At 67.4% G+C, this 13,230-nt stretch carries 14 protein-coding genes; 4 read left to right on the top strand and 10 right to left on the bottom strand.

Features of this window, described 5'->3' with window-relative positions:
* From mgtA to nrdG, 6 genes are all read right to left on the bottom strand, one after another.
* Window positions 1-1,834, bottom strand: a 1,834-nt coding sequence (gene mgtA / locus ACT84W_RS00405) for a magnesium-translocating P-type ATPase (RefSeq protein WP_444327839.1), incomplete at its 3' end; no start/stop codon positions are given.
* A 295-nt stretch (window positions 1,835-2,129) separates the two neighbouring features.
* Window positions 2,130-2,402, bottom strand: a complete 273-nt coding sequence (locus ACT84W_RS00400) for a hypothetical protein (protein WP_417576240.1) — start codon at window positions 2,400-2,402, stop codon at window positions 2,130-2,132.
* Window positions 2,374-2,649, bottom strand: coding sequence for a BrnT family toxin (locus tag ACT84W_RS00395; RefSeq protein WP_444327838.1), 276 nt, complete (start codon window positions 2,647-2,649; stop codon window positions 2,374-2,376). The genes ACT84W_RS00400 and ACT84W_RS00395 overlap by 29 nt, the downstream gene beginning before the upstream one ends.
* A 51-nt stretch (window positions 2,650-2,700) precedes the next feature.
* A complete protein-coding gene (locus tag ACT84W_RS00390; RefSeq protein ID WP_444327837.1) occupies window positions 2,701-3,360 on the bottom strand; it encodes a hypothetical protein in 660 nt (219 codons plus the stop codon).
* 9 nt (window positions 3,361-3,369) lie between these two features.
* Window positions 3,370-4,077: a hypothetical protein gene (locus tag ACT84W_RS00385; protein WP_444327836.1), complete on the bottom strand. Its 708-nt coding sequence runs from the start codon at window positions 4,075-4,077 to the stop codon at window positions 3,370-3,372.
* Between the two features lie 286 nt (window positions 4,078-4,363).
* A complete protein-coding gene (gene nrdG / locus ACT84W_RS00380; RefSeq protein WP_417576244.1) occupies window positions 4,364-4,936 on the bottom strand; it encodes an anaerobic ribonucleoside-triphosphate reductase activating protein in 573 nt (190 codons plus the stop codon).
* A 106-nt stretch (window positions 4,937-5,042) separates the two neighbouring features.
* Between nrdG and ettA the strand changes: the two genes are divergently transcribed.
* From ettA to ACT84W_RS00365, 3 genes are all read left to right on the top strand, one after another.
* Complete coding sequence (gene ettA, locus ACT84W_RS00375) at window positions 5,043-6,722, top strand: energy-dependent translational throttle protein EttA (protein WP_417576245.1); 1,680 nt, start codon at window positions 5,043-5,045, stop codon at window positions 6,720-6,722.
* 136 nt (window positions 6,723-6,858) lie between these two features.
* The gene (locus tag ACT84W_RS00370) at window positions 6,859-7,830 is read left to right on the top strand and encodes an L-lactate dehydrogenase (protein ID WP_444327835.1); all 972 of its coding nucleotides are present in this window, start codon (window positions 6,859-6,861) and stop codon (window positions 7,828-7,830) included.
* A gap of 134 nt (window positions 7,831-7,964) precedes the next feature.
* Window positions 7,965-8,990 (top strand): asparaginase, encoded by a 1,026-nt coding sequence (locus tag ACT84W_RS00365; RefSeq protein ID WP_432291170.1) that lies wholly within the window; start codon window positions 7,965-7,967, stop codon window positions 8,988-8,990.
* A 45-nt stretch (window positions 8,991-9,035) separates the two neighbouring features.
* Here ACT84W_RS00365 and ACT84W_RS00360 read toward each other — a convergent pair whose 3' ends face one another.
* The 4 genes from ACT84W_RS00360 to ACT84W_RS00345 form a co-directional block, all read right to left on the bottom strand.
* Window positions 9,036-9,686, bottom strand: a complete 651-nt coding sequence (locus ACT84W_RS00360; protein ID WP_444327834.1) for an amino acid ABC transporter permease — start codon at window positions 9,684-9,686, stop codon at window positions 9,036-9,038.
* A gap of 15 nt (window positions 9,687-9,701) precedes the next feature.
* Window positions 9,702-10,559, bottom strand: coding sequence for a substrate-binding periplasmic protein (locus ACT84W_RS00355; RefSeq protein WP_432291182.1), 858 nt, complete (start codon window positions 10,557-10,559; stop codon window positions 9,702-9,704).
* Window positions 10,560-10,653: 94 nt separating this feature from the next.
* Entirely contained in the window at window positions 10,654-11,478 is an 825-nt protein-coding gene (locus ACT84W_RS00350) for a Cof-type HAD-IIB family hydrolase (protein ID WP_444327833.1), read from the bottom strand.
* A 133-nt stretch (window positions 11,479-11,611) separates the two neighbouring features.
* Complete coding sequence (locus ACT84W_RS00345; RefSeq protein WP_444327832.1) at window positions 11,612-12,580, bottom strand: DMT family transporter; 969 nt, start codon at window positions 12,578-12,580, stop codon at window positions 11,612-11,614.
* Window positions 12,581-12,720: 140 nt separating this feature from the next.
* On the opposite strand from ACT84W_RS00345, the gene ACT84W_RS00340 reads away from it, so the two are divergent.
* On the top strand, window positions 12,721-13,230 hold a 510-nt coding region (locus tag ACT84W_RS00340; RefSeq protein ID WP_444327831.1), incomplete at its 3' end, for a LysR family transcriptional regulator.

Below are 13,230 nucleotides of genomic sequence, written 5' to 3'. Positions count from 1 at the left end.
CGACCTCGTTGCCGTCGAGGACGCGCTCGGCGGGGATGCCGATCGCGCGGCAGACGTGCGTCGCGACGCGCGGGGAGTCGCCGGTGAGGACCTTCGTGGCCACGCCGTGGGCCGCGAGGGCGCGGACGGCGGCCGCGGAGCTCTCCTTGGGCGGATCGAGGAAGGCGAGGTAGCCGATGAGGACCATGTCGCGCTCGTCCTCGACGGTGAGCGAGCCGGTTCCCGCAGGCTCGTCCTTGCGCGCCACGCCGAGCACGCGCATGCCCTCGTCCGCGAGCGCAGCGCCCTGCTCGACGACGTGCGCGACCAGCTCGTCGGTGAGCGGCAGCACCCGCCCGTCGACCTCGACCTCGGTGCACACGGCGAGCACCTCCTCGAGGGCGCCCTTGGTCACCATGCGGGTGCGGCCGTCCGCGTCGCCCACGACGGCCGAGAGGCGCCTGCGCTCGAAGTCGAACGGTAGCTCGTCGATGCTGTGGTAGCGGCAGGCGAGCTCCTCGGCGGTGACGGCGGTCCCGTTGGTCACGGCGCCGACCTCGTCGGTGCCCTCGGCGAGGGCCCGCTCCACGATCGCGGCGTCCACGAGGTTCTTCACGCCGGTCGAGAAATAGCTGTTGAGAAACGCGTAGCGCAGCACGCGCGCGTCCTCGCGGCCGTTGACGTCGAGGTGGCGCTCGAGCACGATGCGGTCCTCGGTGAGGGTGCCCGTCTTGTCCGTGCACAGAACGTCGACGGCGCCGAGGTCCTGGATGGCGTCGAGGCGCTTGACGATCACGTGGTCGCGGCTGAGGTCGACCGCGCCCTTGCCGAGGCAGGTGGTCACGAGCATGGGCAGCATCTCGGGCGTGAGCCCGACCGCAACGGACAGCGAGAAGAGCAGCGCGGAGACCCAGTCGCCCTTGGTGACGCCCGAGATCACGAAGACGATGGGCAGCATGACGACCATGAGGCGCATGAGCAGGCGACTCGTCGACTTGATGCCGGCGTCGAAGGAGGTCTCGCGCTTGCGCCCGGTGAGCGTGCCCGTTGCCTCGCCGAACATCGTGCGGGCGCCCGTGGCCACGACGACGCCGCGCGCGTTGCCCGAGATCACGGTGGAGCCCATGAAGGCGATGTCCTCGAGGTCGGTGAGGGAGGATGCCTCCGCCTGCGCCGCCGTGCCGAGCTCTGCGCGCTTCTCGACGGGCTCGGACTCTCCGGTGAGCGACGCCTGGCTCACAAAGAGATCGCGCGCGGCAAAGATGCGCAGGTCGGCGGGCACGACGTCGCCGGACGAGAGATGCACGACGTCCCCGACGACGATCTCGTCGATGGGGGTCTCGTTGCCGCCGTCGCCGTCGCGCTCGACCTCGGCGCAGGACTCGACCATCTCGGCCAGGGCCTCGGCGGCGACGGTGCTCTTCTCGTCCTGAACGAAGCGCAGCACGCCCGAGACGAGGACCATCGCGCCGATGATCAGCGGGGTCGAGAGGTCGCGGTCGCCGCCGGAGGCGAACACCCAGTCGGTGAGGACCGAGACCGCGGCGATGAAGACGAGGATGTAGGTGAAGGGGTCGGCGAACGCGGCGAGGAAGCGCAGGGGCATCGGGCGCTTGGCCGCCTGGGCCATGGCGTTCGTGCCGTAGAACTCGCGGGCGCGCTCGACCTGGTCGGCGGCGAGGCCCTCCTCGCGGCTGCCGAGCTCGGCGAACAGCTCGTCTCGGCCGGCCGCAGCAGCGTGGCGCAGCCAGTCCTGCTGGGCCGCGGGGCGCGAGCTCTTCTTTGTGCTCCTCTGGGGGTTGGTGTTCCTGGCGTCGACGGCGCCCATACGGGCAAAGAGGTTGCGCAGCGTCATGGCGCACCTCACAATCCCGGGATACGAAATAAGGCCCCCGGCGCGAGGCCGGGAGCCCTTGGAGGCACATCATGTGCGTGCGCCGCCGGTGTGCGGCTAGGCGCGACGGGTGCTCGCCATCCCGAGGGCGGGCACCTCCTCCACGGACTGCGGAATCAAGTGTTTGCGACTGTGACTGTGACTCGAGCCTTCGGACATGGCGCACCTCCTCGATGCTGTGGGCGTTGCCCCGCGTATGAACGGTTTGGGACTATAGCAGAGTCTACCCGGATGAGAATGTAAGGGATTCGTAATCTTACGCGGCGGGAGGGTTCTCCTCCGCGTCGGGCCGATGGCCGGGATGGGCGTCCGCCCAGTCCACGAGGATGGTGTTGATCATCGCGGAGCGCGAGATCGCGCGACGGTCCGCCTCCTCGTCGAGGCGATACAGCAGCCACTCGGGGATGTTGACCGAGAAGCGCGCCTTCTCGTTGCTGCACCAAATGGGGTTGTCCCAGTCGGTGCAGTCGTCGAGGTCATCCCCCTGGTCGAGGCGGTCCTCAAGCTCTTTGATCGTTATATCGCTCATACATCTGCCTTTCTTTTGGCGAGGAATGGCGGGCGGAGATGATCCGCCTCGTCCCGTGGCGGTCCGCGTAGATCACGGTGAGATACTCGCCCCTGATCCGGGCGACGGCGCGGAATCTCTTCTCGCCGTTCGCGTTGCTCGCGAACGCGATGCAGCTCCCCACGAGGACCTCCGCAGCCTCCTCGAATGTCACGCCGTGCTTCTCTTCGTTCACCCGTGCCTTGTCTTTGTCCCAGAGGATTCTCATTAGACGACCTCATTCTATGGTGGCGCGAAACTGGTGTCAAATACGCACCACCTAGGCATTGACCACAAGCCGATACGAATCCTTGAGCAGGTAGTTGTTGATGTTGTCCTCGCCGGCGCAGGCGCCGTCCATAAAGAGGTCGACGTAGGGCACGCCCGTCACGTCGATGCCGTTGAGCTCGCGGCAACCGAGCCCGATGGCGGTCGCCTGCGCGTATCCTCCCTGGTAGCGCCCCTCGATCCTGCGGAAGTCGCTGTAGACCCAGACCTTGTCGCCGACCGAGAGCTCGGCCGGCCTCACCTGCGGCGCGTCGAGGAACGCCCCGAGCTGCTCGCTGGCGGGCTGGCGGCGGTCGATGGCGCGGAGTGCGGGCAGCGGCTCGCCGGGCGGGATGTCCCTGCACCCCTCGGGAGGAGGGAGCTGCCTGACGATCCGCCAGCCCTCGATGACGTAGACGCCGTTGTCGAGCCCGGGCGTCATCTGCTCGTCCGTGGTGTAGGGCACGATGCCGACCGAGAGCGCCCCGCCGAAGAAGTTCCCGATGACCTGCGCGAGCCTGGCGAACCCGTACGCCGGGTCCTCCGAGGGCGGACGGTAGCGCTTGAGCCCGCAGTAAGTGAGGAAGGGCTCGACATAGTTGCGCGAGCCGTTCCAATGGAGATAAACCCCGAGCTTTCGCTCGGGCGTGGTGATGATCGCCCTGTTTCCCATGACGGCCCCCTATGCGGTGATGCCGGGGACATGGGGCAGCCTGAGGACCTCGTCGAGCTGCCGCTGCCAGCTCTCCGGCACTCGGTTCGCGTCCGGCAGCTCCCTCGAGTAGCGCACAAGCGCGTCTGCGCCCGAGACGACGCCGCTGTGGGCGAACTCGTGGGCGGACTCGCGGATGTCGCCGATGAGGGAGGGGTCCATCTCGTCCTCGAGGTGGATGAACTTGCTGTCCGTCACGATCGCGCCCTTGAAGGGGAGCAACGTCAGGAGGGCGAGAGAGGGGATGGCGCGGACGTGGCGGTCGGCGGGCGCCTCGAGCCTCTCGACGCAGAACAGCGCGTCGCGGTTCATGGCGAGGATGTGGTCCTCGGCTGCGCGCACGATGATGAAAACGTCGCGCAGGGCGTAGCGCCAGGGTGCGGCGACGTCGAGCTGCTCCTCCGGGACCTCGTAGGGGTTGCGCTCGACGTACTCGCCGACGAGAGCACGGTCGAGCCAGAGCCGGTCGCTGACGCGGCCCCCGTCGTCGAGCTCCTCGCGCGACTCGCTGCACAAGGTGACCTTGTCGCGCTCCACCAGGCGCAGTCGCTCGTTCGCGTAGGTGAGGACGCCGTCGAGCGTTCGGTAAAAGAGGTCCGCGTCGTCCCACGTGAACTCCTCGTGCTCCGACTGGATGAAGACCGCGAGCTCATCGCCCTTCTCGATGCAAAAACTCATGATTGCTCCCTTCGTCGCGGCTTGCGGTGCGGCGATGGTAGCGGAAGGGCTCCTTACCGGGAGCTTCCCGGTACCTTACAGGTGCCTTCCTGCGCAGCTCAAAGGAGAGCGGGAGCTATATGGTTAAATAAGTAATGCGCAGACGGCGGCATTGCGCCGGTGAGCGGCAAAAGTGCGCGCGCCAGCGGCGCCCCGCGTGCCGGATGGCGTCGTTTTCGGCGCGAGTTTTCGACAATGCGCAGCTCAGCGATCCGACGCGGTCCGATCCCGCCTGCGTGCAGGGCCGCTACCCCTCGAGCGTGTGCGTCGAGAAGACCGGGTCGTCCGCCCACTCCACGACGCCGCCCGCGGACTCGAGCGTCGCGGGGACGTCGATGATGCGCTGGTTGCGCGACCCGCGGAAGCGCAGCGTGATGTCGTGCTCCGCCTTGACGAAGGGGCCGTCCACGAGCACGTCGAGGGTGTCGAGGATCCGGTCGGTCACCTCGCCGAGGTTCCAGGCGCCGCCGGGCGCGAGCTGCTCCCAGGTGTGGCCGGAGTACATCCAGATGGTCTTCGCGCGCTTCTCGCCGCGGGGGAAGCGGTCGCGGACGCGCTCGAGGAAGCCGACGAGCCCCTCCTGGTTCTCCGGCTCCATCGGCTCGCCGCCGAGCACCGAGAGGCCCGATATGTAGTCGGGCTCGAGCGACTCGATGATGGAGTCGGCGACCGCGTCGTCGAACGGCTTGCCTGCGCGGAAATCCCAGGCCACCTCGTTGAAGCACTCGGGGCAGTGCAAGCGGCAGCCCGAGACGAACAGCGTCGTCCGGACGCCGACGCCGTTGGCTATGTCGCAATGCTTGATCTCCGCGTAATTCATGTCGGTCCCTTCTTGGCAAATGGCATTCAAGTATATGCCTCGGGTACTATAAAAGAGTTGAATCGATCCACAAAGGTTGAACCAGTCCGACCAGGAGGGAAGTTCCATGGCCGAGTTCGTCTACCAGCTCCACAACGCCCGCAAGGCAGTCCACGACAAGGTGATCCTCGATGACGTGACCGTCGGCGTGTACCCCGGCGCCAAGATCGGCGTCGTTGGCCCCAACGGCGCGGGCAAGTCCACCCTGCTCAAGGTCATGGCCGGCCTCGAGGACGTCTCGAACGGCGAGGCGCGCCTGACCCCCGGCTACACCGTCGGCCTCCTCCAGCAGGAGCCGCCCCTCGACGAGACCAAGACCGTCAAGGAGAACATCGAGCTCGCCTTCGGCGACGTCATCGCGAAGGTCGCCCGCTTCAACGAGATCGGCGAGGAGATGACCGCCCCCGATGCCGACTTCGACGCCCTCATGGCCGAGATGGGCCAGCTCCAGGACGAGATCGACGCCGTCAACGGCTGGGACCTCGATTCGCAGCTCAGCCAAGCGATGGACGCCCTGCAGTGCCCCGACCCCGATGAGCCCGTCGCGCACCTCTCGGGCGGCGAGCGCCGCCGCGTGGCTCTCTGCAAGCTCCTGCTCGAGGCCCCCGACCTGCTGCTGCTCGACGAGCCCACCAACCACCTCGACGCCGAGTCCGTGCTGTGGCTCGAGCAGTTCCTCCACAAGTACGAGGGCGCCGTCATGGCCGTCACGCACGACCGCTACTTCCTCGACGACGTCGCCGAGTGGATCTGCGAGGTCGACCGCGGCCAGCTCTACCCCTACGAGGGCAACTACTCCACCTACCTGGAAAAGAAGGCCGCCCGCCTCGAGGCCCAGAACCAGCAGGACGCGCGCCGCGCGAAAAAGATGAAGTCCGAGCTCGCCTGGGTCCGCAGCAGCCCGAAGGCCCGCCAGGCAAAGAGCAAGGCCCGCCTGGCCGCCTACGAGCAGATGGAAGCCGAGGCCCGCGCGAGCAAGAAGGTCGACTTCACCGACATCCAGATTCCCGTCGGCCCGCGCCTGGGCTCCAAGGTCCTCGTGGCCGACCACCTCTGCAAGAGCTTCGGCGACCGAGTGCTCATCGACGACCTCAGCTTCAACCTCCCGCGCAACGGCATCGTCGGCGTCATCGGCCCCAACGGCGTGGGCAAGTCGACCCTCTTCAAGACCATCGTCGGGCTCGAGAAGCCCACGAGCGGCACGCTTGAACTGGGCGAGTCCGTCAAGCTCTCGTACGTCGATCAGATGCGCGAGGGCATCGACCCCCAGAAGACCCTCTGGGAGGTCGTCTCGGACGGCAACGACTTTATCATGGTGGGCGACCAGGAGATCCCCTCCCGTGCCTACGTCGCCGCCTTCGGCTTCAAGGGCAAGGACCAGCAGAAGCGCGCGGGCGTGCTCTCGGGCGGCGAGCGCAACCGCCTGAACCTCGCCCTCACCCTCAAGCAGGGTGGCAACCTCCTGCTGCTCGACGAGCCCACCAACGACCTCGACGTCGAGACCCTGGAGTCGCTCGAGGAGGCGCTGGAGGCGTTCCCCGGCTGCTCCGTCGTCATCAGCCACGACCGCTGGTTCCTCGACCGCGTGGCCACGCACATCCTCGCTTGGGAGGGCGACGACGAGAACCCCGGCCGCTGGCACTGGTTCGAGGGCAACTTCGACGACTACCAGAGGGACCGCGAGCGCCGTCTGGGCGCCGACGCGGCCAAGCCCCATCGCCTTCACCGAAAGCTTACGCGCGACTAGCGAATAGTCCGACGATCCGGCCCATCACCGGTTGACAACGGCCTAACATGGCGGGTGGCCCCACGGGGCTGCCCGTCTTTTTTCGTCTGTTGCCCGGCGCGGGATGCGCCGGATTTTTATGTACGGAGGTAGCCAGATGAGCAGCAAGATCCACACCCGCAAAGCAGTGATCGTCGGCGCCGGCCGCGTGGGCAGCCATGCGGCGCTGTGCCTGATGTTCCAGCACCTCGTCAACGAGATCGTGTTCCTCGACGTGAACCCGGCCGCCGCCGCGGCGCAGGCGGGCGACCTCAACGACCTCGCCTCCGGCCTGGGCGACAACTTCGTCATCCGCGTGGGCGACTACTCCGACTGCAAGGACGCGCACTTCGTCATCCTCACCGCCGGCCGCTCCCGCCGCCCTGGCGAGACCCGCCTGCAGATGCTCGACGGCACGATAAAGATCCTCGAGGGGATCGTGGGCCCCATCCGCGACAGCGGCTTCCACAGCATCCTGATCAGCGTGTCGAACCCCTGCGATGTCGTGACCGAGTACCTCTACCGCAACCTCGGCTTGCCCCGCAGCCAGGTCTTCGGCACGGGCACCCTGCTCGACTCTGCGCGCCTGCGCCGCGCGCTCTCCGGGATCATCGGCGTCAACTCCAAGCAGATCCAGGCCATCTGCATGGGCGAGCACGGCGACTCCTCGTTCATCCCCACGTCGCACATCTCTGTCCAGGGCATCGATCTGCGCGAGTACCTCTCGCTCACGCACCGCAACGTCTCGAGCCTCGACTTCGACGACATCATGAAGCGCGTGCGCGAGAGCGGCAGCTCCATCGTCCTGGGCAAGGGCTGCACGGAGTTCGGCATCGGCTCCATCGTCGCGAGCATCGTCCTCGCCGTCCTGCACAACGAGAAGATCGTGGTCCCGCTCTCCGCCCACCTTGACGGGGAGTACGGCGAGAGCGGCATCTGCGCCGGCGTCCCCTGCGTGCTCGGCGCCCAGGGCATCGAGCAGGTGCTCGAGATCGACCTCTCGTACGACGAGCGCAAGGCCATGCGCAAGAGCTGCGGCATCATCCGCGAGAACGTCGAGAAGGCGATGCCCACGGCGAAGGAGGCCTAAAGGCAGTCGAGCTTCTTTCGGCATTGGCACAAGGCTTGTCACAATGACTCGGACGCCCCTGCCGTACGCTCGCGGCCGGGGCGTTTGTCGTAGAATTGCTGCGCACTCAAGCCTGCAGACGGGAGAAACCCCTCGTGAAGAAGCGCGTCCTCATCATCGCCACCGGCGGCACCATCGCCTCGACCTCGGAGGGCGAGGGACTCACGCCGACCGCATCTGGCCGTGAGCTCGCGGACAAGGTCCCGCTGCTCGACACCATCGCTGACTTGGACTTCGTCCAGCCGATGAACATCGACTCGACGAACATGCGCCCGCGCGACTGGCTCCGGATCAAGGACGTGATCGCAGGGGCGTACGACCGCTACGACGGTTTCGTGGTGCTCCACGGCACCGACACCATGGCCTACACCGCCGCGGCGCTCAGCTACCTGATCCAGGACAGCGAGAAGCCCATCGTCCTCACCGGATCCCAGCAGCCCATGGCGAGCCCCTTCACGGACGCGAAGCTTAACCTCTACCAGTCGGTGCTCTACGCCGCCGACGAGGCGAGCCGCGACGTCAACGTGGTCTTCTCGGGCAAGGTCATCGCGGGTACGCGCGCCCACAAGCAGCGCACCATGAGCTTCAACGCCTTCATGAGCATGAACTACCCGTCGCTCGCCTACATCCGCAACGACCGCATCGTCCGTGCGGGTGCGGACCTGCGCGCCGGCGGCGCCGTCCCGGAGCGCACGGGCGCCTCCCCGCGCGTCTGCGGCGAGCTCGATGAGCGCGTGATCGTGCTCAAGCTCACGCCTGAGCTGCAGCCGAGCATCTTTGGGCTGCTCAAGCGCGACTACGATGCCGTTATCCTCGAGACCTTCGGCATCGGCGGCATACCGTCCTACGGCGACAACTCCTACGAGGACGCGATCTTGGACTGGGTCGGGTCCGGCCGCACGCTCGTCGTGACCACGCAGGTCCCGGAGGAGGGCCTTGACCTCGGCGTCTACGAGGTCGGCCGCGCGTATGCCGAGAACCCCGGCATCCTCAAGGGCGACGACATGTCGACCGAGGCCCTCGTGGCCAAGACCATGTGGGCGCTCGGCCAGTCGCGCGATCCCGAGCAGGTGCGCGAGCTCTTTTACCGTGAGGTGAACCACGACCGCATGCCGCGGTAGGGCAAGAGGTGCGGGGCAGATAGCCGCCGGGCGCCTAAAGCGCGCTTATCGCTCGCGGAGGCGCCGCTCCAGGCGGCGGCTCACGGCGACGAGCGCCATGACGATGAGGTAATAGACGACCGCGACGGCGAGGAACGGCTCGAAGGCGCGGTAGGTGAGGGCCTGGACGCTCTGGGCGGCGCGCATCATGTCCATGAGGCCGATGGTCGCCACGAGCGACGAGCTCTTGAGCACGGTGATGACCTCGTTGACGAGCGCCGGCGCCACGCTGTGCAGCGCATCGGGGATCACGATGAGGCGCATCATCTTCGAGTAGGGGAGACCGATGGAGCGGGCGGCATCGTACTGGCCCGCGTCGACGTCCTCGATGCCGCCGCGCAGGGTCTCGGACACCGTTGCCGAGCCGTTCAGGCCCAGCGTGAGCACCGAGGCGGTGAACATGTCGATCTTGTACCCCGTGAGCTGCGGCGTCGCAAAGTACACGAGAAAGAGGAGCACGATCAGCGGCACCCCGCGGAAAACCGAGGTGTAGAAGCCGAGGACCGCGCGCAGCGGCCGGCAGGGGAGGACCTTGCCCACGGCGATGAGCGCGCCGAGGGCGAAGGCGATGACGAGTGCGGCGGCCGTGATCTCGCAGGTCACGGCCAGGCCGCTCTGGAACATCGGGATATAGGGCTGCAGCAGGTCGAATCTCATGGGGCGCTGGCGGCGCTACTTCGAGGCGACGGTCGAGGTACCGGCGGCGGAGGTGTCGTCGCCCCACTTGAAGTCGGCGCCGACGTACTGCTCGATGTACTTGTCGATGGTGCCGTCCTTGAGCATGTCGCCGATGCAGGCGTCGAGGTCGGACACGAAGCTCGCGCCCTTGGCCGCCATCAGGCGGTAGACGCCGACGTAGTCCTTGGTCTCGGCGCGGTCGAGGAGGCCGAGCACGAGGCCCTCGTTCGCGTCGCGCATGGACTGGCCCTCGGCGCCGTCGCAGAGGTAGGCGTCGATGCGGCCGGCGAGGACCTCCTGGAGGCACTGGCTGCCTCCGTCGTAGGTGTGGATGTCGGCGTTGGGCATGGCCGCGGCGATGAACTTGTTCTGGACCGTGCCGGTGGTGCAGGCGATGGACTTGCCGCTCAGGGCCTCGAGGCTCGTCACCGCGTCGCCGCCGAGCGTGAGGACGCCGACAAGGGGCTGGTAGTAGCCGCGCGTGAAGTCGAAGGTCTGCTCGCGCTCGGGGTTGGAGCTCATGGCCATGGTGAAAGCCGTGTCGCTGTTCTGGACGCTCGCGAGCGTGGCGGCGAACTCCTGCGCCTCGAACTCGTAGGTGAAGCCGAGGCGGGAGGCCATCTCGTCTGCGACGGCGATGTCGAGGCCGACGAGCTTCTGGCTGCCGTCCTGCTGGGTCTCGCGGTAGCGGTAGGGCGCGAAGGCGTCGTCGCCCACGAAGGTGAGGTGCATGGCCTCCTTCGAGGACTCGTCCACGGCCTGCTGGGGCGCGGAGCCGGCGCCGCAGCCGGCGAGCGCGACGGTCGCGCCGCCCGCCAGCAGCGCGAGGAAGTTCCTACGGTCGATGTTCATCTGGTGCACAGTGATTCCTTCTTCCCATATGGTGGGTCACGTTATTTTACTCAATGACGAAAAGGGACAGTCCCTTTTCGTCATTCCCTTTTCGTCATTCGCCGAGGAGGAAGCGGTCGATGGCCTCGGCGCAGCCGCCGTGGTCGTTGTCGGCGACCTGGACGTCGGCCGCGGCGACGGCCTCGGGGATGGCGTTGCCCATCGCCGCGCCCAGGCCCGCGGCGCGCAGCATCGCGAGGTCGTTCATCGCGTCGCCGACGGCGATCGTCTGCGAGACGTCGATGCCCAAGATCCCCGCGAGCTCGGCGATGCCCGTGCCCTTGTCCACGCCGGCGCAGGTGAACTCGAGGCTCGAGATCTCGCAGTCGGCGATGGTTACGTCGGCGTCGGCGAGGCGTGCATGCGTGCGGTCGCGCGCGGCGGGGTCGGCGAAGTGGAAGTTGAGCTTGGGCACGCGCGCGGCGGGGTCGAGCGCGACGGCGTGGGCGTCCTCGACGAGCTCGCTCGTGTCCATATAGAGCTGCTGGTAGACTGCGACCCCGCACTCGGGCGCCATGTCGATCTCGCGCTTCTCCATGTAGATGCCCTCGCCCGCGGTGACCTCGAGGATGTAGGTGCCCTCCTCGTCCGCGGTGCGGATGGAGCGCGCGACGACGTCGGTGGGAATGGCGCGCTCGGTGAGGATGCGCCCCTGCTCGAGGTCGTAGACGATCGCGCCCGAGCAGCAGATGGCGTAGCGGACGCCGGGGAGCTTCTGACGGTACATGCTGATCATCTTCGGGCAGCGGCCGCTCGAGATGGCGACGGTCTTGCCCGCCGCCGCGGCGCGCGCGATCGCATCGACGGAGCTCGGGAGCACCTCTTTGCGAGAGTCGAGCAGCGTGCCGTCCATATCGAATGCGATGAGTTCGTAAGCCACGGGTCCTCCTGGGTCGTCGACGGGTTCCGGAGCCAAACGGCCAAAAGCATAGCGCATGCAGGTTTCTTCGAGGTAAGAAAAAGCCCGGAAGCTGGGACTTCCGGGCTTGCAGGGGGGCGCTTCCGTGACGGCTCTACGCCGCGGCGAGGCGGCGAGAGGAACGCTCGGTGAGCTTCTCGCCCATCTCGGACCAGACGGCGCCGCCGAGGATGAGGCAGGCGCCGAGGATGTTGGCGGGCGTCATGGCCTCCCCGAGCAGCAGGGCAGAGAGCACGACGGCCGAGAGCGGCTCGAGGTAGCCGCAGACCGCCACGCGCGTGACGGGCAGCTCGCCCATTGAAGAGAAGTACAGGTAGCAGCAAAGGCCGGTGTTCACCAGGCCGATGCAGGCGATGGCGGCGACGTTCAGGTGTGCGAGCTCGGAGGCGGTCGGCATGGGCAGCGTGCCCGCGGCGCCGGTCGTGGCCATGTAGGCGACCACGGCGGCGAGGCTACCGAGGAGCTGGATCGCGGAGGACTCGACGCCGGCGATCGCGTCGACCTTCTTGCTGAAGATGACCATGACGGCGTAGCAGACGGCGCTCATACCGCCGAGCAGAAGGCCCATGGGCGCGACGCCCTCGCCGAGGCCCTGGCCCACGACCAGGAACGCGCCGAGGACGACGGCCGCGAAGCCCATGACCTTGGTGGCGCTCAGGCGCGTGTGGAAGATCATCGGCGAGAGCGCCATCACGATCACGGGGCCGCAATAGTACAGAAGCGACGCCACGCCCACGCCGACGTAGCGGTACGACTCGAAGAGGAACAGCCACGCCGCACCGAGTGCCGCTCCGGAGATGGCCAGGTAGGCGGCTTGCCTCGGGTGGGAGGGGGCCTTCAGGTCGCGGCGGGCGCTGCGGGATGCCGCGACGGCCGCGACGAGCAGCGCCGCCCCCAGGCCGACGCGCGCGAGCACGACGAAGACGCTCGGCAGGTCGATCATGCTCGCCACGATGCCGTTCGAGCCAAAGAGTATGAGCGAGAGCAGGTACTTCTCGGTTGCCTTGGACATGCCGTTCGCGTCGCTTTCTGAGGGGGTGCGGGTGTTTTTTCCGCAGTCCACTATGACACCTCTCTTGTTCCGCGAATAGCGAATGTTTAGCATAGGAAGCAGCACAATCATGCATGGAAAAGTTCCTGGACCGAAACTGGAGAAACCGCAGGTAGATCTACTGCGCCGGTCCATGACGGGAAGGGACGGCGATGGATTCGGCGATACAGAAGTATCAGGCGCTCGTCGAGTGCGCGCGGGCCGGCAGCATCAGCGCCGCCGCGCGCCGGCTCGCCTACAGCCAGTCGGGCGTGAGCCGCATGGTCGCCGACCTCGAGCGCGAGTGGGGCATCCAGCTGCTCGAGCGCGGCCGCCGCGGGGCGCGCCTGACCTCTGACGGCGAGCAGGTCATGCCGTTCGTCGAGGCGATCTGCGAGGACCATCGCCGTCTGCGCGAGCGCGTGTCCGAGGTCGCCGGCGCACAGGTCGGCTCCATCGTCGTGGGGACCTTCTCGTCGGTGGCCACCCACATCCTGCCGCCCGCCATCGAGAGGTTCCGCGAGGACCACCCGGGCATCGAGTTCGAGCTGCGCATGGGCAACTACTCCGAGATCGAGGGCTGGGTGGCCGACGGCCACGTGGACTTCGGCTTCCTGCCGTACCCGCCGCAGGCGCCGAGGGCCGATCTCGTGCGCGAGCCCGTGCTCACCGACGAGCTCATG

The sequence above is a fragment of the Paratractidigestivibacter sp. genome, assembly GCF_052362415.1.
Classification (GTDB): Bacteria; Actinomycetota; Coriobacteriia; order Coriobacteriales; family Atopobiaceae; genus Paratractidigestivibacter.
Note: the sequence above shows the minus strand (reverse complement) of the source record. Positions and strands in the feature narration are given on the sequence as shown.